Consider the following 18592-nt stretch of genomic DNA (forward strand, 5'->3'; position numbering starts at 1 on the left):
AGGGGTTAGCTTAATGCGCTAACCCCGCGTTTTGGGTTGTTAGGGGCGTTTGGGTTTGCCCTTATCTTTGTTCGGCGCTTTCTTGATAGTTGGTTTGCGAGCAGGCGGCTTGTCACCACCAAACTTGGGCTTACCGTCTGCCACGAAAGGGGCTTTTTCTTTCTCGCTGCGTGGGCGACGATCAGGGCGTTCACCACTACGTGCACTATCACGGCGGGGTGGTGGGCCGTCACGGCGCGGCGGGCGACGGTCATCACGCTCGCGGCGTCCGCCACTACTACCCCCACGGTTAGGGGAGTAATCAGCGGCGGCTTCACCAGCCGGTTCGATATTGAGCATTTGCCCTGCGACCCGTGCGGTTCTTAACTCATGCAAAATGTCTTTCGGCATTCCAGCCGGTAAGTCGACTAAGCTGCAATCCTCTTGGATTTCGATATAACCGATGTAACGGCTATCCAACCCCGCTTCGTTGGCAATAGCACCAACGATGTTACCCGGTTTTACCCCATGAGTACGCCCCACCGCAATGCGGAAACGTTCCATAGGAATGGTGTCGTCGTCGCTACTAAATGCGGAATTGGCAGCATTGGATTTGCGTTTGCCGGGGCGGCGTTCTTGCTCACGTTCACGATCAGCGTTGGGGTTGAAAGCAGCATGATTCTTCCTTTCTTCCAGCAACAGCGGCGCATCGCCTTGCAGTAGTTTGGCAAGGGCTGCGGCGATTTCGATAGCAGGAACGTTGTGTTCGCGCTCGTAGCTTTCCAGCAATTGTGAGAAGAAATCCAAGCCTTCTTCTGCCAAGGTGTCGGTGATACGTTGGCTGAATTGCGCAATCCGCAAATTGTTGATGACTTCGGTGGAGGGGAGTTCCATCAGGTCAATCGGTTTGCGGGTGGCACGTTCAATGGCGCGGAGCAAATGGCGTTCACGCGGGGAAACGAACAGGATGGCGTCACCACTGCGTCCCGCACGACCGGTACGACCGATACGGTGTACATAAGATTCGGTGTCTGTCGGAATGTCATAGTTGATGACGTGACTGATGCGTTCCACATCCAGGCCACGAGCCGCAACGTCAGTCGCAATCAGGATGTCGATTTTGCTTTTTTTCAACTGATCAATGGTACGTTCGCGCACATTTTGCGGAATATCACCGTTGAGGGCAACGGCGCTGTAACCACGCGCCTGTAGTTTGTCAGCCAGTTCCACCGTTTCGTTTTTGGTGCGCACGAAAATGATGACGGCTTCAAAAGGTTCGGCTTCAAGAATGCGGGTGAGGGCATCCAGCTTGTGCAAGCCGCTGACTAACCAGTAACGCTGACGGATAGTGTCAGCCGTGGTAGTTTTGACCTTGATTTTGACTTCGGCAGGGTCAGTTAAATAACTTTGCGCAATGCGGTGAATGGCCGGTGGCATGGTCGCTGAGAACAACGCAATTTGGCGGTTCGGCGGGGTTTGTTCCATGATCCATTCAATGTCTTCGATGAAGCCCATGCGCAACATTTCGTCGGCTTCATCCAACACCAGCGCTTGCAAACCGTCAAGCTTGAGGGAGCCTCTGCGTAAATGATCCATTACCCGCCCCGGTGTGCCGACCACGACTTGCACGCCGCGTTCCAATTGGCGGAATTGGGTACGGTAGTCTTGCCCGCCGTAAATGGGCATGACGTGGAAACCGGGGAGTTTACCGGCGTATTTTTGGAAGGCTTCGGCGACTTGAATCGCCAGTTCGCGGGTTGGCGCAAGCACGAGAATTTGTGGCCCGGTTTTGCTCATGTCCAAACGTGAGAGCAGGGGTAGGGCGAAGGCAGCGGTTTTACCTGTGCCGGTTTGCGCTTGTCCTAATACATCGCGCCCCTCCAGCAAGTAGGGAATGGTTTCAGCCTGAATCGCTGAAGGAGTTTCATAGCCAAGGTCTTGTACAGCCTGTAAAACAGGGGCAGCAAGGCCGAATTCAGTGAACGCGGGGAGTGTGTTTGTTTCTGGGGACATGGGGTTTCAGAGTGAGGAGGAAACCGGGCATTATGCGCCAGTTTCCTGTTAAGATAAATCCTTATTTCTATAAATCGCGTGCGAAGGTGCTGAAGTATTCGGTCATGATTTGAGCGTAAGGTTTGATGCAGTTGGTGTGATCAGCGGGTACGGCTGCGCATACTTCTAAAGCTATGTCGGGCGTGTTTTTAGCACGCATTCCGCTAATGGCACGTTCTGAATTCCCATAGGGAACGGTCTCGTCATCACGTCCATGTGTCAAACGGGTGGGTGTTGTTGATCGCCAGTCGTAAAGGCTGTTGCGGCGCATGGTGTCGTAATCATCTGCCATCCAGTCAAGCAGGAAGGTTTTACTGAATTTAATGTCGCTTTCTTTGGGGATCAGAAAATACAGCAATACATCTACCGTAGCTTCGTCGATTTTGCCGGGGTATTTAGCTGCTGGTGCAGGGCGGCTAAAACCTAATGCACCACCAGCGGCTGCCAGTAATGCTTTAGTGCTCAGTAACTCATCGAGTGTGTATTGGAGGTCGTAAGGCCCTGCACCCGCAACACTGGCGGTAATCGGGATACCCGCTGCTTCCAGTGCTTGTTGTGCGGCAAGTGCTACGTAGCCACCTTCGGAATAGCCGGTGAGGAACAGTTGATCGTTCAGGGGCAAGCGTTGTTCAGCAAGCCATTGTTTCGTCGCTGTAATAAAGTCAGTGACAGCCGCCGCAGAGGGTTCTTTTTGCAGGTAGGGGTGCTCTTTGCCGCGTGATTCGCCATAGCCGATGTAGTCTGCTGCAATCACCACATAACCCATTGAAGCAAGAATATTCACAGGGGAGGTGGCGGCGGTGTCATTACTGGGGGCTTCTCTGTCGAAGAAAACCGTGCCGTGTTGGAAGCTGAGCAAGGGGCTTTTAGCGCCAGCAGGTTTTTGTGGTACGGCAATCACGCCGGAAGCGTTGGTGAGATTGTTGCTGCCATCCAGTGTTTGGTAGGTAACGCGGTATTGTTTAACATCATATAATGGAATGAGAGGGGGCGTCTTGGTGATAGGGTTGCTGACAGCCGCAGTACTGTCTTGAACGGTATTGGTTTTGACGAGTTCCCCGTTAAGTAATGCACCACGTGTATTGGTGATGCGAGGGGGGATAGCAGGGAGATTAAGCGCGTTGCTTGCATTTGAGGCATTGTCTGCGAGGTTGGTCTGTGCGGTGCTACTTCCTCCGCCACAAGCAGTAAGCAAGACGCTACACGTCAATAACAGCAACGTGGATCGCAAAAAACTGCGATAAGACACTACAGGCATAGGGGAACACTCCAAAATTGTCGATTTGACCAAAGTATAGGTTATTGGTCGAATAAACGAAGCCTTGGGTTCACGTGTTCCCCTTGGAATTTACGCCTCGCCCAAACCTGACATGCCTAGGATATTCCAGCCACCGTCAACGTAGGTAATTTCACCGGTAATTCCCGATGCCAAATCAGAACACAAGAAGGCTGCGGCATTACCCACTTCCTCAATCGTCACATTGCGACGCAGTGGGGCATATTTCTCGAAATGATCCAGCATTTTGCGGAAACCGGCGATGCCCGAAGCGGCTAGGGTACGAATGGGGCCTGCGGAAATCGCATTCACACGAATGCCTTGTGGCCCTAAGTCAGCAGCCATGAAACGTACACCCGCTTCTAGGCTGGCTTTTGCCATGCCCATGACGTTGTAGTTAGGAATGGCGGCGACCGCACCCAAATAGCTCAGTGCTAACAGCGATCCCTTGCGCCCTGCCATCAGTGGCTTTGCATACCGTGCCATTGCTAGGAAGCTGTAAGCGCTGATGTCGTGCGCAATGTTTGAGCCTTCGCGTGTGGTGTTATCCACAATACTGCCTGACAGTTGTTCTTTGGGCGCAAATGCGATGGAATGCACCACAATATCCAGCCCATCCCAGTGCTCACCGAGTTGCTGGAAAGCCGCTGCAATGCTGGCATCCTCTGCGACTTCGCAGGGAATCACGATGCTGGAGCCAAATTGGGCAGCGTACTTTTCCACGCGGCCTTTCAGCTTGTCATTCTGGTAGGTGAATGCCAGTTCCGCGCCTTCGCGGTGCATGGCTTCGGCGATGCCGTAGGCAATGGAACGGTCACTTGCGACCCCGGTAATCAGGGCGCGTTTGCCAGTCAGAAAACCCATGTGAACTCCTGTTGCGTTAGTGTTATGCTGTAGAACCCTGAATTATGCAGTAAATGAACAAGCGTATGCAAAAACGATCGAGTACGTCGAGTTGGTTATTGTCTCTGCTGATTGCATTGGTGATAGTGTTATTGCTGTTGACGATGTACCAAATTGATCGGCAATGGTTAAAGTTGGCGGAAGTGCAGACGACGCTGACGGAACAAGCCAAAGATATACGCGAACTGCGCACCGCACTTGCCAGTGGTACGGTACGCCAGCAAACCGGGAATGCCAGCGATAACAGCGGCGTTTCCCCCGCCTTTCAACGCGCCCAAGCGATGACGCAACAGTCTGATTATGCGCAAGGCGATTGGAGTGTGGATGCGTTTGGCACGAACCTCAAAACGCTAACGCCACTGGTTTCCAGTGATGCTTATGCGTCAGAAGTACAAAATTATGTGTTGGAAAGTTTAGTTACGCGCAACCCTGATACGTTGGCGTGGGAAGGCTTGATTGCCAAAAGTTGGCAGGTCAGCCCCGATGGTTTGACGATTAGTTTCCAGATGCGTGATGACGTCACGTTTTCCGACGGTGTACCACTCACTGCAGACGACATTGTGTTCAGCTTTAACTTCATTATGACCGAGGCGATTCAAGCGCCGCGCCAACGTGCTTATCTAGAGAAAATCAAAGAAGTGAAAGCAAATGGCAAATACGAAGTTGTATTTATTTACAAAGAACCGTATTTCGAGGCGTTTGACCTGGCAGGTACGTTGAGTATTTTACCGAAACATTTCTATGAGCCTTATTTACAGAAGCCACAGGAATTCAACGAGTCCAAAGGCTTGTTGTTAGGGAGTGGGCCTTATCGTTTACTTGACCCGAAAGCATGGACACCTGACAAAGGTAATGTGGAGCTGGTACGTAATGAGCGTTATTGGGGTGATGTGCAACCATCTTTCAATCGTGTGTTATGGAAAATTATTCAAAATGACAGCGCTCGTCTGACCACGTATCGCAATGGTGAGATTGATGCCTATGGTGCAAGACCCAATGAATACGCTGATCTGAAAAATGATGCACAAATTATGGGGAAGAGCCATAACTTTGAGTACATGCCGCCGGTTGCGGGTTACAGCTACATTGGCTGGAATCAGGAGCGTGGTGGCAAACCGACGCGCTTTGCAGATAAACGGGTGCGGCAGGCAATGTCGTATTTAACCGATGTGCCGCGCATTATTCAGGATATTTTCCTTGGTTATGCGGAACCTGCCGTTAGCCCGTTCAGCAATACCAGTAAGCAACATGACACCAGTTTGCAGCCTTGGCAATTTAATTTAGAAAAAGCCCAAGCCTTGTTGAAAGAGGTGGGTTACGAAGACCGTAACGGCGATGGGTTGTTGGAAGATCCACAAGGCAAGCCGTTTGAGTTCAAGCTCACGTATTTTGAGGCGAATGAAGACACCAAGCGCATGGTGTTGTTGCTGAAAGATTTGTATGCGCGTGCGGGTGTAAAAATGGAACCGTTCCCGCAAGAGTGGCCGGTGATGCTGGAATCGTTGAATAAGAAAGAGTTTGACGCGATTACTTTGGGGTGGACGAGTGGGATTGAGACGGACATTTTCCAGATGTTCCACAGTTCACAAGCCAAAACGGATGGGGATAATAGCATCAGCTATAAAAATCCAGCACTGGATAAGCTGATTGATCAGGCACGTGCTACGGTCGATGAAGCACAGCGGATGCCAGTGTGGCAGCAAGCCGAGCGCATTATGGTAGACGATCAGCCCTATACGTTTTTGATGCGTCGCCAGTCATTATCGTTTGTGGATAAGCGGATTCAGAACTTACAAATGACCAAGCTGGGGTTGAATCGGGGTAGTTTGCCAGTGGAAAACTATGTGCCAGTTGCAATGCAGAAGTATTAATCATCTTCCAGTAGCTGATACAAGCCGGGAATATCGTTTAAGTAGAGATTCTTACCATCTTTGGTGACTAAGCCTTCGTCCACCAGTGTGGTGAGGGCGCGGGAAATACTTTCGCGGGTTGTCCCCAGTAAGATGGAGAGGTCGTATTGAATCGGCAAGTTGCGGATGCAGACGGTTTCCTTGGGGTCAATATTTTTCGGTAACTGCCCCAATAAATAAGCCGCAAGGCGATTGGAAATACTCTGTTGTTGCAATACTTGGCGGTGCAGATTGTTGTTGCGAATAACTGTTGCCATGTTTTGCATGATTTTGCGTGATACTTGTGGCACGGTATAGATGAGTTTTTCTGCGTCTTGCGGGCTAATTGAAGCGACTTCACAGCGTATTGTTGCTTGTACACTCGCTGAACGCGGTAGACTGTCAATTACTGCCAGCTCACCAAAGTGAGTGGGTGCATCCAAAATCGCCAGTGCAATTTCTTGCCCTTGCCGATTAAGATCCAGCATTCGTACTTGCCCACTTAATAGAAAAAAGAAACGCCGTGTTGTGTCATGGCGATCAATAATAACATGCCCTCTGTTTACCTGTTCAAAACGGCAAGACTTGGCTAATGATTCCAGTAGCTCTGTGGGTAAATCGGTCAATAAGGGGACTTGAGCCAATAGTTTTGTGTGTGTAACTTTCATTTTGCGACATCAATGCCAATTAACAGTGTGTATCCTACGGTAAGGATAGCACTTTTGTATTCAATATATTTTATGAATTGCGATTGATTATTGCCGAATGTGTTGGCGTGTGTACTGCTGAGCTAGACGGTTTGGGTGAGGTTGTGTAATCTGAGCCTTCCACCACCAGTCAGGATAGAATAACTTGCTAAACTACCTCCTGCGTCGTTTGCTCTTGATGATTCCCACTTTGCTGGGTATTACCCTTGTTGTGTTTACGGTGATGGCACTCTCCCCCGGTGGCATTACGGCGCAATCGCTGGTCGGGGGCGCGAATATGAATCCGCAGGAAAAAGCGGCCTTGACGGCTTATTACAACCAGCGTTATGGCCTTGATCAACCCGCGCCGCTTCAGTATCTACGCTGGCTTAATAACGTTTCGCCTATCGGTTTCACACAGGATGCGGAAGGTGATTACACAGGCTTTTCCTTTACCAAGGGCATGGATTTGGGTAATAGCTTCATGTATGGCAGACCGGTTAGCGACATTCTTGCTGAACGAATTCCGATCACGCTGCTGCTCAATCTGGTGACGATTCCGCTGATTTACCTGATTGCGATTGTGGTGGGGGTGAAAGCAGCAACGGATAGAGGTGGGCGCTTTGATGTGGTGTCCAGTGTGTCGATGTTGGCGTTGTGGTCGATTCCGACGATGTTGGCGGGGGTCTTATTGCTAGGCTTCTTTGCGAATACCCAATATTTTCAGTGGTTCCCAACGGCGGGGATTTCCAGCCGTGCCGCGCAGGATATGCCGTTTCTGCCGCACCTGTTAGGCGGGGAGTTTGTGCCGGGGTATTTGCTGGATCGCCTTTGGCATTTGGTGCTGCCCGTGATTTGTTTGTCTTACGCCGGTTTTGCGGGGTTGGCTAAACTGACGCGCACCTCTGTGTTGGAAAACCTGCAAGCGGATTATGCTCGCACGGCTCGTGCTAAGGGGTTAGCAGAGGAGGATGTGCTTTGGAAACACGTGTTTCGCAATAGTCTGTTGCCATTGATTACGGTATCGGCGGGTTTACTGCCGAGCTTGTTAGCGGGTTCGTTGATTGTGGAAAATATTTTCAGTATCAATGGCATGGGGCAATTAGCAGTTGAGGCGGTGAAGGGGCGGGATCGTGAATTGGTGCTTTCGATTACGTGGATCAGTGGTTTCTTGACCTTGATTGGTTATCTGATTGCGGACTTTTGTTACACACTGGTGGATCCGAGGGTATCGTATGACTGAAATGACGGCACATACGGTTAGCCGCGAATCCTTTTCACGGCGTATCTGGCGCAAAACATGGCAAGGTGTTGGGGTGAAACTCGGTTTTGCCTGGGTGGGTATTCTGGTTTTCATGGGGGTATTTGCGCCCTTTTTGGCAAATTCCATGCCCTTGCTGATGAGCAAAGCGGGGGTGATTTCTGCGCCAGTATTGGTGTATCTGACCGCAGAAGATGTGCTGGTACTGATGATGTTGGTGTTGGCACTGGTGTTGGTGTGGTTGCCGTTAAGTGGCGCTAAACGGGTGTTGTTGTTTGTGGCAGGCACACTCGTGGCTGCGGTGATGGCGAATGCATTCGTAAAGCCGCCTGCGGTAAAAATCTACGATGAATTTCGTACCCCTGCTTATACCGAAGTCGATTGGCGTGTTATGCCGCTGATTCCCTATGCACCGACGGACTATTTGCGTGATTACCCTGAGCATGGTCTGGAAGCACCGTTAGCCGCAACAGAGCGTTTTCACTTGATGGGTACGGAAGAAAATGGTGCGGATGTCTTCAGTCGTATGATTCACGCTTCACGTATTGCCCTGAGTATTGGCTTGATTGCCACGGGTATCGCGATGGTCATAGGGGTGATTCTGGGGGGGCTGATGGGTTATTTTTCCGGGGTGGTCGATATGATTGGGATGCGCTTGGTGGAAATTTTTGAGGCGATTCCCACGCTATTTTTGCTGCTGACGTTCGTGGCTTTTTTCGGGCGTAGCTTGTACATGATGATGATTATCATCGGTGTGACCAGTTGGTCGGGGTATGCCCGTTATATTCGTGCTGAATTTCTCAAGTTGCGCAAGCAGGAGTATGTGCAAGCAGCCGTGGCGAGTGGCCTGCCGTTGTCGTCGATTTTGTTCCGCCATATGTTGCCGAATGGTGTTGCCCCGTTGTTGGTAGCGGCCAGTTTTGGTGTCGCTTCTGCGATTTTGGCCGAAGCTACCTTGAGCTTTTTGGGGCTGGGTTTAGTAGGGGAACCGTCTTGGGGGCAAATGTTAGATCAGGCGGTGAAATCCTCTACCTTTAATTGGTGGATGGCGGTATTTCCCGGTGGTGCTATTTTTCTGACCGTGTTTGCTTATAACCTGATTGGGGAAGCGTTCCGCGATGCCATTGACCCGAAACTGTCACGTAATGCGGGGGTTGGTTCATGACGCAGCCTTTGCTTGAAGTCAGAAATTTGCGTACCTACTTGAGCAGTGGTGGGCGTACAGTGAAAGCGGTTGATGATGTGAGCTTCAGTATCCCCAAGGGCGAAACGTTTTGCTTGGTGGGGGAGTCGGGCAGTGGTAAGTCGATTTCGGCGTTGTCGATTATCCGCTTGTTGCCGCAGGGTATTGCCACACACCCCGGTGGGGAAATTCTGTTTAATGGACAGAATATGCTGACGTTGCCGGAAGCATCGTTACGGGGTATTCGCGGTTCGCAAATTGCGATGATTTTCCAAGAGCCGATGACTTCTTTGAATCCGGTGTTTTCGGTGGGGGAGCAGATTACCGAAGTGTTGCAATTGCATCACCCGACCATGAGTGATGCCGAGGCGATGGAGCGGGCAATGCTGGCGTTGGAGCAAGTGCAAATCCCCAACGCACGGGAACGTTTCCGTGATTACCCGCATCAGTTGTCGGGTGGGCAACGTCAGCGGGTGATGATTGCAATGGCGTTGGCTTGCGAGCCGGAATTATTGATTGCCGATGAACCAACCACGGCACTGGATGTGACGGTACAGGCAGAAATTTTGCGTTTAATGCGGCAGTTGCAAGATGACACCGGTATGAGCACCTTATTTATTACCCATGATTTTGGGGTGGTAGCACAAATGGCGCAACAAGTCGGGGTGATGCAGCAAGGCAAGTTGGTGGAGGTCGGCAATACTGCACAGGTATTGCGGCAACCTCAACACGCTTACACCCAACAATTGCTGGCAGCAGTGCCGGAGAATTTAGCGCGGTGTCGGCCTAGTAGGTCGGACTTCAGTCCGACAATGCTTACAGAAGATGTCGGACTGAAGTCCGACCTACCCACTCTCCTCTCCATCCGCAATCTCAAGGTTTGGTTTCCGATTAGAAAAGGTATTTTACGCCGCACGGTAGATCATGTACGTGCGGTCGATGATGTGTCGCTAGACATTCCTCAAGGTCAAATTGTGGCGCTGGTGGGCGAATCGGGTTGCGGTAAGACCACCTTGGGGCGTGCTATTGTGCAATTGGAAAAGCCGACATCAGGCAGTATTCAACTTCAAGGGCAGGAGCTGACTGGGCTTTCAGCACGGGAACTACGCCCGTTACGCCCGAAAATGCAGATTGCTTTTCAAGACCCGCAATCATCCCTTAACCCACGTCTGCTGGTGGAAACGACGCTAACTGAACCGCTTAAAGCGCACGGCAGGTGTGCTAACCATGAGGAGCGCATCGAATACGCTGCTAAAATTCTGGCGGATATGCAGCTTTCCCGTGACACGTTGTGGCGTTACCCGCATGAGTTTTCGGGGGGGCAACGTCAGCGCATCGGTTTGGCTCGCGCTTTGGTATTGAATCCAGCGTTTATTGTGTGTGATGAGATCACCAGTGCGCTGGATGTGTCGGTACAGGCAGAAATCCTGCAATTGCTGCTAAAAATTCGTGCTGAACACAACCTGACATTGTTATTCATTACCCACAATATCGGGGTGGTGGAATATTTGAGTGATCAAACCGTGGTGATGTATAAGGGGCAAATTGTGGAGCGAGGGACTACCGCTGAGGTATGCGGTAATCCCCAAGATGCTTATACAAAAAAACTGTTACAAGCTGTGCCGCGTTTGTGGGGTTGAACGTAGCGCAGTATTAATCTTTTTTCCAGAATTTTGAGCCGCAATCCTGACACCAGAATTTATGTTGGCGAGTTAATAATTTCTCATACCAAGTACGCCGTACTGGTAGAATATAAGCACTACGGCAGCTTGGGCAGCCGATGCGGCTTTGCTTAAGCCAATCAAAATGATGCTTTTGAGAAAATGGACGCGGCGGCGTGGTGACCACCAATGCTTTGGATGTACTTAACATAATATAAGCCCCTGACACTGCGAAAGATCAGCAAACTAAACTAAGTGAGCATAAAAATCAATCCTTGATAGCATCATCACTTTGCCACAAATAACGCCCAACTGCTAGCCATGAGCCAATAATCCCTAACAGGCTACTGGCTAGGAGTATTTTCAAGGTCATAAACACATCAATACCGCTGAGAATAAACGTACTGCCATAGAGATTTGCCAGTTTAGTAACAGGTTCGACCAGAAATAGCAGTGCCACATGGACAATCACTAGACTCAATACCCCGCCGAACAAGCCTAGCCAAATACCGTTATAAATAAACGGACGACGAATGTAGGCATTGGTTGCGCCAATCAGTTGCGTGACACGGATTTCTTCCTTGCGGTTTTCGATGTCGAGACGAATGGTATTACCGACCACCAGCAGCACGGTTAGTCCCAGCAAAATGGAGACAACCAGTACGATACGTTCGGCGATGCGTAAAATGCCGCGTAGCCGTTGCACCCATTCCACATCGATTTGAACATCGTCCACTTCGGGGAAAGCTTTGAGTTTTTTGGATAAGCCTTCGACATCCATTTCCAGATCGCCGAGCAAACTGAGCCGTGGGGTGAGGATCAGTACGTGCGGCAGGGGATTTTCATCCAGTGTTTCCAAGGTTTGTGCAAAGCCGGTGATTTTGCGGAAATCAGCTAAGGCTTCTTCGCGGGTCACGACACGCACATTGTCGATTTCTGGCATTTCAGAGAGCAATTCTGCGCGGTCTTTGGCTTGTTGTTCGGCAACGGATTGTTTCAGGAATAAGGTAATGGTGGGAACTTCGCGTTTATCCGCCGTTAACGTCTGCATGTTTTTGAGCAATAAATGCAGGCTGGTGGGCAGGGAAAGTGCAATAGCAATCGCTGCGAGTGTGATCCAAGTGGATACGGGGTTGAACCACAAACGTTCCATGCTGAATTTGATGGCACTCGCTTGTTGATTCCACCAGACGCTTAGCGGGTTGGTGGTAGATGCCGCATTACGCTTTGGAGCCGTTTTTTTATTACTTGGGTTAGCCATTAGTCCACCTTTTGTAAGACGATGGTGCGTTTTTTCATGCGTTCTACCAGCCCATGATCGTGGCTGGCAATCATGACGGTTGCACCGAGTTCGTTGAATTGCGCAAAGGTAAACATAATGTCTTGCGCCAATTCCGGGTCGAGGTTACCGGTAGGCTCATCTGCCAGAATAATGGTGGGCTTGTTAACCATGGCACGGGCAATGCCGACACGCTGTTTTTCCCCGGCAGAGAGCATTAAGGGAAAGGTGGTTTCCCGCCCCGTCAGCCCGACTTTATCGAGTGCGGCCTGTACGCGGCGACGGGTTTCGCTTTGCCCCATTCCGGCAATGCGCAAGGGCAGAGCAATGTTGTCGAATACGCTACGGTCATACAAGAGATGTGGGTCTTGAAAAATAAAGCCAATGCGGCGACGGTAATTGGGGATTTGACCACGCCCTAGCTTGCTTAAAGAACGCCCGCCAATCAAAACTTCCCCTTTGCTAGGGCGTTCTAGCATAGCGACCAATTTCAAGAGGGTGCTTTTACCTGCGCCGGAATGCCCGGTGATGAACACCATTTCACCGGCTTCTAGCGTCAAGTTAATGTTGTACAGGGCAAGCTGCCCCGTGGGGTATTTCTTACTAACTTGTTTGAATTCAATCATGTGGTTTTGTCGTCTCCGGCAAGCAGGGCGCTGGTGAATTCATACGCATCGAATTCTTGCAGGTCGTCAATGCTTTCACCCACGCCGATGAAGCGTACCGGAATTTTGAGTTGTTGGGCAATGGCGAACAGAATCCCGCCTTTGGCAGTTCCGTCCAGTTTAGTGACGGTGATTCCCGTCAGCCCTAATGCTTCGTTGAATTGTTTGGCTTGTACCAAAGCATTTTGACCAATGCTGGCATCCACAATCAGCATGATTTCATGCGGTGCAGTGCCGTCGAATTTCTGAATAACCCGTTTGACCTTTTTCAGCTCATCCATCAAATTGGTTTGGGTGTGCAAGCGCCCGGCAGTATCCGCCAGCAATACGTCGATCTTACGCGCTTTGGCGGCTTGAAACGCATCGAAAATCACCGAGGCGGAATCCGCGCCACTGCCTTGGGCAATCACCGGAATATTATTGCGTTCGCCCCAAATGGTGAGCTGTTCCACGGCGGCAGCGCGGAAGGTATCCCCAGCGGCGAGCATCACGGATTTGCCGTCTTGCTGGAATTTTTTGGCAAGCTTGCCAATGGTGGTGGTTTTACCCGCACCATTGATACCGACCATGAGCAGCACAAACGGCTGGTGTGAGCCGTCGATTTCCAAGGGTTGTGCAGCGGGGCGGAGGATGCGGTGCATTTTGTTGTAGAGCGCTTGCATCAGCGCATCCATATCCGCGAGTTCGGCACGCTTCACCCGGCTGGTGAGGTCGCTCATGATTTCACGGGTGGCTTCGATACCAACGTCGGCGGTAAGTAAGCGCGTTTCCAGCTCCTCCAGCACATCGTCGTCGATTTGCTTTTTGCCCACCACCAGCGTTGCCATGCCCTCGGTAAGGGCATGGCTGGTTTTTGATAGACCGCGTTTTAACCGCGCAAATAAACCTTCCGCCGGGGCAGGGGCTTGCGGAACTACCGTAGTGGCATCAGGTAATTCCGGCTTTTTTTTCTTTCCGAATCCAAACATCGTACAATGACCGTCCAGCTTTATTATCGTCAGGTGCGAGAATGCGAAGAATACTACCATTTGCCAGACAAAACCGTAATATCAAAACAATTCTAGCGGTTTCCGTCATATTTTCAGGTTTTTTTACAGCCCCTGCGCACGCTATCGAACGTGTAAAAGTCGAAGTACCCGTACACGAATACAAGCTGGATAACGGTTTGAAGGTATTGGTGAAACAGGATAAGCGTGCGCCGATTGCTGTGGTGCAATTGTGGTACAAAGTGGGTTCCAGCTATGAACACAACGGCTCGACTGGCCTATCGCACGTGGTCGAGCACATGATGTTCAAGGGGACGCAAAAATACCCTACCGGCGAATTCAACCGCATCATCGCTGAAAATGGCGCGGAAGATAACGCTTTTACTGGGCAAGATTACACCGCTTACTACCAAGTGATTGCGGCAGACCGGCTGGAAGTCGCGTTTGAATTGGAATCGGATCGGGTGCGTAACCTCACTTTGCCACCCGCCGAATTCAAAAAAGAAATCGAAGTGGTCAAAGAAGAGCGGCGCTGGCGTACCGAGGATAAACCCACGGCCTTGACCCGCGAACAATTTGAAGCAGTGGCTTTCCTCAATAGCCCCTACAAAAACCCGGTCATCGGTTGGATGGCGGATTTGGATGCCATGCAAGTAGAAGACCTGCGGGCATGGTATGAACGTTGGTATGCACCTAACAATGCTACGTTGGTGGTAGTGGGTGATGTTGACCCTGACAACGTGCATGAATTAGCCAAAAAGTATTACGGGCCGCTGAAGCCTACCGAGACGATTCCCCCACCGAAACCGCAAACTGAAGTCGAGCAAAAAGGCTTGCGCACCCTTAAAGTCAAAGCTCCGGCAGAATTACCTTACGTGTTAATGGGTTACAAAGTCCCCGGTATGGTCAATGCCAAGGAGAAATGGGAACCGTATGCGCTGGAGGTGCTGGCGGGTATTTTGGATGGTGGCAACAGTTCGCGCTTATCCAAAGAGCTGATTCGGGGCAAGGAAATTGCCTCCAGTGCCAGTGCTTGGTACAGCGGGTTTGGGCGCTTGCCCGATTTATTCAGCTTAAGCGGAATGCCGACCAAAGGCGAAAAGTTGGAAACCGTGAAAGTCGCGTTGTTGGAGCAGGTGGAAAAACTCAAAAACGAGCCGGTGACTGCCGCAGAATTAGCGCGGGTCAAGGCGCAAGTGATTGCGGGCGAAATTTACGAACGTGATTCCCAACAGAATCAGGCGAACGTCTTAGGTTCGTTGGAAACGGTGGGATTGGGGTACAAACTGGCGGATGAATACGTGGATAATATTCTGGCGATTACACCTGAACAGATTCAAGCGGTTGCCAAGAAGTACCTGATTGAAGACACGCTGACGATTGCAGAACTCGATCCGCAGCCCATTGACCCCAACAAGCCGAAAAATGCCCCTAGTTTTGTGAGATAACCCCATGTTGAAAAAAATCGTATTGGCGCAACTGGCGCTATGGTTAGTGGTGTTTGCATCGTTTGCCCAAGCTGCCCCGAAAATTGAGCATTGGACAACGGCTAACGGTTTGCGGGTCTATTATGTTCCCGCGCCTGAATTGCCGATGCTGGATTTACGTTTGGTATTTGATGCGGGTAGTGCGCGGGATGGCGCTAAACCCGGTCTGGCGATGCTCACTAATAGCATGTTGGATAAAGGTGCTACCGGTTTGAGTGAGGATCAGCTTGCTGAGCAGTTTGAAGCCATTGGGGCAATCTTTTCATCAAGTACTTCCAAGGACATGGCAACGCTGGGGTTACGCACCATTACCTTGGAGCAAGAGCAAAAAGCAGCCTTGGATTTGTGGCTGAAGGTGATCGCCAAACCGGATTTTCCGCAGAAAGATTTTGAGCGGGTGCAAAAGCTCACCTTGGTGGGGTTGCAAGCGGAAAAGCAAGACCCCGCGAGTTTAGGTGGTAAGGCGTTTTACCAAGCCTTGTACGGTGATCATCCTTATGGTCAGCCGGAGAATGGTACTGAAGAGACTATTCAAGCGTTGAAGGTGGATGATTTAAAAGCCTTTTATCAGCAGCATTACGTGGCGAAAAATGGGCTGTTAGCCATTGTCGGCGCAGTAGACCGCACTCAGGCAGAGGCGTTAGCGGAACAAGTGGCAGGGGTATTGCCGGTTGGGGAAGCGGCAGCACCATTACCCGAAGTCAAAGCCTTGACGGCAGCCAAAACCGTCAAAATTCCTTACCCGTCAGCGCAAGCCCATATTCTGGTGGGGCAGATTGGCAATAAACGCGGGGATGATGACTATTTCACCTTGTACATGGGCAATCAGGTGCTGGGGGGAAGTGGCTTCACCTCACGTTTGATGAAGGCGGTGCGTAATGATCGGGGATTGAGTTACAGCGTTTACAGCTACTTTGGGCCGTTGGCACAGCTTGGCGTGTTTGAAATTGGCCTGCAAACCAAGCTAGAACAAGCCGATGAAGCCTTGAAAGTGGTGCAAGACGTGCTGGGTAAATTCCAGCAGGAAGGCCCTTCGGTTGAGGAGTTAGAAGCTTCTAAGAAGGACATTACGGGTGGTTTCCCCCTGCGCACGGCGAACAATAGCCAAATTGTTGACTATGTGGGCGTTATCGGTTTTTACCACTTGCCATTGGATTACTTGGATACCTTTACCGGCAAGGTGAATGCGTTAACCCGTGAGCAGATTACCGAAGCGTTTGCCCGCCGTGTACAGCCTGACAAAATGGTAACGGTCATTGTGGGTGGTGATGAAAAATAACCTGCTGCGCATCATCGGTGGCGAATGGCGTAGCCGTAAACTGCGTTTCGCCGATGTACCCGGTCTGCGCCCCACGCCGGATCGGGTACGTGAAACCTTGTTCAACTGGCTGCAAACGCAAGTGCCGGGGGCGCGTTGCCTCGACTTGTTTGCAGGCAGCGGTGCATTGGGGTTGGAAGCCTTATCGCGAGGGGCGAGTGAGGTGGTAATGGTGGAAAAGCATCCGGCTGCGGCCAAGGCGTTGCGTGACAATATCGCCTTACTGGGGGCGCAACAGGCGGTCTTGGTGCACGATGATGCTTTTCGCTATTTGCAACGGGAAACTGGGGCGTTTGACTTGATTTTCCTTGACCCACCGTTTCGCAAGAACCTATTGGAACCTGTTCTCGAAACGTTGTTGGCTAAATCCCTGTTGAACCCTGATGGGATGATCTATTTGGAGCAGGAGGCGGATGCCGCCATTAACTTTGGTCGTTTTAACCTGCGTATCCACCGTGAAACCCAGGCGGGTCAGGTGAAAAGTTTGTTGTTAATTTGATTGCATTCGTTCAGCAAAGATTCAGGTTTTGATCTAATCTCATATAGCGAGTGTGTTTTGTTGACAATTCATGGAGGGTGTTTAGATGCCTAGTGTCGTAGTGCAAGGATTAGCCGTTCTGTTGGCTGTTACGCTGGTCGGTTGTAGTGCTGTTTCAGAGCCTAAAAAACAAATTAGTGTTGCGCAAATTCCGGTGGCTCAGCCATCCGTGAGTTTGTTGGATAAAGTGGTGTGGAATGCGCAAAAACAGCAAGGAAAAATGTACCGCTGGGGCGGGACTAGCCCTGTCACCGGGTTTGATTGCAGCGGTTTAACACAATACGCTTTTAAAAATGGCGCACGGGTAGCGATTCCACGCACGGCAGCGCAACAGTATGCCGCAGCAGTCAAAGTCCCTAGAGAGCAAAGCCAGAAGGGTGATTTGGTGTTTTTCAATACCAGTGGCAAGCGTGTCAGCCATGTGGGGATTTATCTGGGGAACGATAAGTTTGTCCATGCACCGCGCACGGGACGAGCCATTGCTACCGACCAACTGAAAGGTTATTGGGCAAAGCGTTTGATCGGGTTTGGACGGATTCCCGGAGCGTGTAAGCCGAGTTATTCGTGATAAAATAACAGTTGTTCGCACATGGTGGGTAGTTTAAAGCAAAGCTAACTGCTAATTAGCGCGGTATATTCCTTGAAATCATCCAGCGGTGCGTCGAAATTATCAATGATATGTCTGACCAAACCGCGTAATGAACCGAGCTTGCGTTTGGCGGGTGGTTTGGTGAGTGCTTGCTGGCGTACTACAGGTTGGTTGTCACGGGTGATGATGACTTCTTCCCCGTTCAGCACACATTCTATTAGGTGAGAAAGCTGAGTGTTGGCGTCGTGAATGCTGACTTGCATGGTTAGTTCCTTGGTTAGTTCTGAGTCTAGCTAGGTGAGATAGGTGCAGCAAGCGGAAATCAGCATTCACAAGCTACCGTTGGTCTGCTATTAATGCAGCATTCCTTTCAATCAGCCGACTTTTATCTCATGCCGAAAGCCTTTATCAGTTATGCCCGCGATGGTAGCTACGGTGAAAACCTTGCCGCCGAGATTCAGCAGCAATTGCAGGCGGCTGGCTTTGCCGTGTTCAGCGAGTTCAAGATAGCAGGCAGAGCGGCGGCAACTTTGGTGGTATACTCGCGTTAGAAATTAATCTGGAGTCGTGGTGTGCCTGATTTGGAAAGTCTTCGGCAGAAAATGCAACAACTTAATCCTGAGCAGTTACAAATGTTGGAAGGTTTTGTGAGCTTTCTATGCGGTCAACAGGATGGAACAATTGCCCCAGACGCAGAGTATTCAGCAGAATACACCGCATGGCGAAACAATGTGCTTAAAGATGCCAGTTTCATTGAAAAGCTCGCCAATGATCCTGTTCATTTGGGTGAAAACACTGATTTCCTTTCCCGCGACGAAGCCAATCAACGATAGAGTTCTT

The 18592-nt window shown here is 50.7% G+C and carries 19 protein-coding genes; 10 read left to right on the forward strand and 9 right to left on the reverse strand.

The annotated features are described in order from the left end of the window. Nucleotides 1–39 precede the first annotated feature (39 nt). From QJT81_05005 to QJT81_05015, 3 genes are all read right to left on the reverse strand, one after another. On the reverse strand, nucleotides 40–1992 hold the full coding sequence (locus QJT81_05005; protein WGZ95348.1) for a DEAD/DEAH box helicase: 1953 nt from the start codon (nucleotides 1990–1992) through the stop codon (nucleotides 40–42). Nucleotides 1993–2059: 67 nt separating this feature from the next. Next, nucleotides 2060–3289, reverse strand: coding sequence for an alpha/beta fold hydrolase (locus QJT81_05010; protein WGZ95349.1), 1230 nt, complete (start codon nucleotides 3287–3289; stop codon nucleotides 2060–2062). A 90-nt stretch (nucleotides 3290–3379) separates the two neighbouring features. After that, nucleotides 3380–4171 (reverse strand): enoyl-ACP reductase, encoded by a 792-nt coding sequence (locus QJT81_05015; protein ID WGZ95350.1) that lies wholly within the window; start codon nucleotides 4169–4171, stop codon nucleotides 3380–3382. A 65-nt stretch (nucleotides 4172–4236) separates the two neighbouring features. On the opposite strand from QJT81_05015, the gene QJT81_05020 reads away from it, so the two are divergent. Then, nucleotides 4237–6081, forward strand: coding sequence for a peptide-binding protein (locus QJT81_05020; protein WGZ95351.1), 1845 nt, complete (start codon nucleotides 4237–4239; stop codon nucleotides 6079–6081). On the opposite strand, the gene QJT81_05025 is transcribed toward QJT81_05020, so the two are convergent. Further along, the gene (locus QJT81_05025; protein ID WGZ95352.1) at nucleotides 6078–6767 is read right to left on the reverse strand and encodes a Crp/Fnr family transcriptional regulator; all 690 of its coding nucleotides are present in this window, start codon (nucleotides 6765–6767) and stop codon (nucleotides 6078–6080) included. The genes QJT81_05020 and QJT81_05025 overlap by 4 nt on opposite strands. Nucleotides 6768–6951: 184 nt before the next feature. Between QJT81_05025 and QJT81_05030 the strand changes: the two genes are divergently transcribed. The 3 genes from QJT81_05030 to QJT81_05040 are packed head-to-tail and all read left to right on the forward strand — an operon-like array spanning nucleotide 6952 to nucleotide 10869. Beyond that, entirely contained in the window at nucleotides 6952–8028 is a 1077-nt protein-coding gene (locus QJT81_05030) for an ABC transporter permease (protein WGZ95353.1), read from the forward strand. 1 nt (nucleotide 8029) lies between these two features. Then, nucleotides 8030–9211 (forward strand): ABC transporter permease, encoded by a 1182-nt coding sequence (locus tag QJT81_05035; GenBank protein ID WGZ96450.1) that lies wholly within the window; start codon nucleotides 8030–8032, stop codon nucleotides 9209–9211. Then, nucleotides 9208–10869: a dipeptide ABC transporter ATP-binding protein gene (locus tag QJT81_05040; GenBank protein WGZ95354.1), complete on the forward strand. Its 1662-nt coding sequence runs from the start codon at nucleotides 9208–9210 to the stop codon at nucleotides 10867–10869. The genes QJT81_05035 and QJT81_05040 overlap by 4 nt, the downstream gene beginning before the upstream one ends. Nucleotides 10870–10882: 13 nt before the next feature. On the opposite strand, the gene QJT81_05045 is transcribed toward QJT81_05040, so the two are convergent. From QJT81_05045 to ftsY, 4 genes are read right to left on the reverse strand one after another with little or no spacing between them, the layout of a single operon-like run. Continuing rightward, a complete protein-coding gene (locus QJT81_05045; GenBank protein ID WGZ95355.1) occupies nucleotides 10883–11101 on the reverse strand; it encodes a hypothetical protein in 219 nt (72 codons plus the stop codon). A 57-nt stretch (nucleotides 11102–11158) separates the two neighbouring features. Further along, nucleotides 11159–12151: a permease-like cell division protein FtsX gene (gene ftsX, locus QJT81_05050; GenBank protein WGZ95356.1), complete on the reverse strand. Its 993-nt coding sequence runs from the start codon at nucleotides 12149–12151 to the stop codon at nucleotides 11159–11161. Beyond that, on the reverse strand, nucleotides 12151–12795 hold the full coding sequence (ftsE, locus tag QJT81_05055; GenBank protein ID WGZ95357.1) for a cell division ATP-binding protein FtsE: 645 nt from the start codon (nucleotides 12793–12795) through the stop codon (nucleotides 12151–12153). The genes ftsX and ftsE overlap by 1 nt, the downstream gene beginning before the upstream one ends. Continuing rightward, nucleotides 12792–13802: a signal recognition particle-docking protein FtsY gene (ftsY, locus tag QJT81_05060; GenBank protein ID WGZ95358.1), complete on the reverse strand. Its 1011-nt coding sequence runs from the start codon at nucleotides 13800–13802 to the stop codon at nucleotides 12792–12794. Before ftsY ends, ftsE begins: the two co-directional genes overlap by 4 nt. A gap of 41 nt (nucleotides 13803–13843) precedes the next feature. On the opposite strand from ftsY, the gene QJT81_05065 reads away from it, so the two are divergent. The 4 genes from QJT81_05065 to QJT81_05080 all read left to right on the forward strand — a co-directional run bounded on the left by QJT81_05065 (nucleotide 13844) and on the right by QJT81_05080 (nucleotide 17731). Then, nucleotides 13844–15268 carry a pitrilysin family protein gene (locus QJT81_05065; protein ID WGZ95359.1) on the forward strand — a complete coding sequence of 475 codons (1425 nt, stop codon included), beginning with the start codon at nucleotides 13844–13846 and terminating at the stop codon, nucleotides 15266–15268. A gap of 4 nt (nucleotides 15269–15272) precedes the next feature. Then, nucleotides 15273–16586, forward strand: a complete 1314-nt coding sequence (locus tag QJT81_05070; GenBank protein ID WGZ95360.1) for a pitrilysin family protein — start codon at nucleotides 15273–15275, stop codon at nucleotides 16584–16586. Continuing rightward, the gene (gene rsmD, locus QJT81_05075) at nucleotides 16576–17124 is read left to right on the forward strand and encodes a 16S rRNA (guanine(966)-N(2))-methyltransferase RsmD (GenBank protein WGZ95361.1); all 549 of its coding nucleotides are present in this window, start codon (nucleotides 16576–16578) and stop codon (nucleotides 17122–17124) included. The genes QJT81_05070 and rsmD overlap by 11 nt, the downstream gene beginning before the upstream one ends. 85 nt (nucleotides 17125–17209) lie before the next feature. Then, complete coding sequence (locus QJT81_05080; protein WGZ95362.1) at nucleotides 17210–17731, forward strand: C40 family peptidase; 522 nt, start codon at nucleotides 17210–17212, stop codon at nucleotides 17729–17731. A 44-nt stretch (nucleotides 17732–17775) separates the two neighbouring features. Here QJT81_05080 and QJT81_05085 read toward each other — a convergent pair whose 3' ends face one another. After that, the gene (locus QJT81_05085; protein ID WGZ95363.1) at nucleotides 17776–18015 is read right to left on the reverse strand and encodes a hypothetical protein; all 240 of its coding nucleotides are present in this window, start codon (nucleotides 18013–18015) and stop codon (nucleotides 17776–17778) included. A gap of 129 nt (nucleotides 18016–18144) precedes the next feature. Between QJT81_05085 and QJT81_05090 the strand changes: the two genes are divergently transcribed. Then, nucleotides 18145–18303, forward strand: coding sequence for a hypothetical protein (locus tag QJT81_05090; GenBank protein WGZ95364.1), 159 nt, complete (start codon nucleotides 18145–18147; stop codon nucleotides 18301–18303). A gap of 21 nt (nucleotides 18304–18324) precedes the next feature. After that, a complete protein-coding gene (locus tag QJT81_05095) occupies nucleotides 18325–18585 on the forward strand; it encodes a hypothetical protein (protein ID WGZ95365.1) in 261 nt (86 codons plus the stop codon). Nucleotides 18586–18592: the final 7 nt, after the last annotated feature.

The organism is Candidatus Thiothrix putei (assembly GCA_029972225.1).
Lineage (GTDB): Bacteria > Pseudomonadota > Gammaproteobacteria > Thiotrichales > Thiotrichaceae > Thiothrix > Thiothrix putei.

What these genes read in the sequence shown, in the direction of transcription:
- QJT81_05005 (WGZ95348.1), bottom strand. Translation starts at nt 1,992, where the DNA reads ATGTCCCCAGAAACAAACACACTCCCCGCGTTCACTGAATTCGGCCTT.
- QJT81_05010 (WGZ95349.1), bottom strand. Translation starts at nt 3,289, where the DNA reads ATGCCTGTAGTGTCTTATCGCAGTTTTTTGCGATCCACGTTGCTGTTA.
- QJT81_05015 (WGZ95350.1), bottom strand. Translation starts at nt 4,171, where the DNA reads ATGGGTTTTCTGACTGGCAAACGCGCCCTGATTACCGGGGTCGCAAGT.
- QJT81_05020 (WGZ95351.1), top strand. Translation starts at nt 4,237, where the DNA reads ATGCAAAAACGATCGAGTACGTCGAGTTGGTTATTGTCTCTGCTGATT.
- QJT81_05025 (WGZ95352.1), bottom strand. Translation starts at nt 6,767, where the DNA reads ATGAAAGTTACACACACAAAACTATTGGCTCAAGTCCCCTTATTGACC.
- QJT81_05035 (WGZ96450.1), top strand. Translation starts at nt 8,030, where the DNA reads ATGACGGCACATACGGTTAGCCGCGAATCCTTTTCACGGCGTATCTGG.
- QJT81_05040 (WGZ95354.1), top strand. Translation starts at nt 9,208, where the DNA reads ATGACGCAGCCTTTGCTTGAAGTCAGAAATTTGCGTACCTACTTGAGC.
- QJT81_05045 (WGZ95355.1), bottom strand. Translation starts at nt 11,101, where the DNA reads ATGTTAAGTACATCCAAAGCATTGGTGGTCACCACGCCGCCGCGTCCA.
- ftsX (WGZ95356.1), bottom strand. Translation starts at nt 12,151, where the DNA reads ATGGCTAACCCAAGTAATAAAAAAACGGCTCCAAAGCGTAATGCGGCA.
- ftsE (WGZ95357.1), bottom strand. Translation starts at nt 12,795, where the DNA reads ATGATTGAATTCAAACAAGTTAGTAAGAAATACCCCACGGGGCAGCTT.
- ftsY (WGZ95358.1), bottom strand. Translation starts at nt 13,802, where the DNA reads ATGTTTGGATTCGGAAAGAAAAAAAAGCCGGAATTACCTGATGCCACT.
- QJT81_05065 (WGZ95359.1), top strand. Translation starts at nt 13,844, where the DNA reads ATGCGAAGAATACTACCATTTGCCAGACAAAACCGTAATATCAAAACA.
- QJT81_05070 (WGZ95360.1), top strand. Translation starts at nt 15,273, where the DNA reads ATGTTGAAAAAAATCGTATTGGCGCAACTGGCGCTATGGTTAGTGGTG.
- rsmD (WGZ95361.1), top strand. Translation starts at nt 16,576, where the DNA reads ATGAAAAATAACCTGCTGCGCATCATCGGTGGCGAATGGCGTAGCCGT.
- QJT81_05080 (WGZ95362.1), top strand. Translation starts at nt 17,210, where the DNA reads ATGCCTAGTGTCGTAGTGCAAGGATTAGCCGTTCTGTTGGCTGTTACG.
- QJT81_05085 (WGZ95363.1), bottom strand. Translation starts at nt 18,015, where the DNA reads ATGCAAGTCAGCATTCACGACGCCAACACTCAGCTTTCTCACCTAATA.
- QJT81_05090 (WGZ95364.1), top strand. Translation starts at nt 18,145, where the DNA reads ATGCCGAAAGCCTTTATCAGTTATGCCCGCGATGGTAGCTACGGTGAA.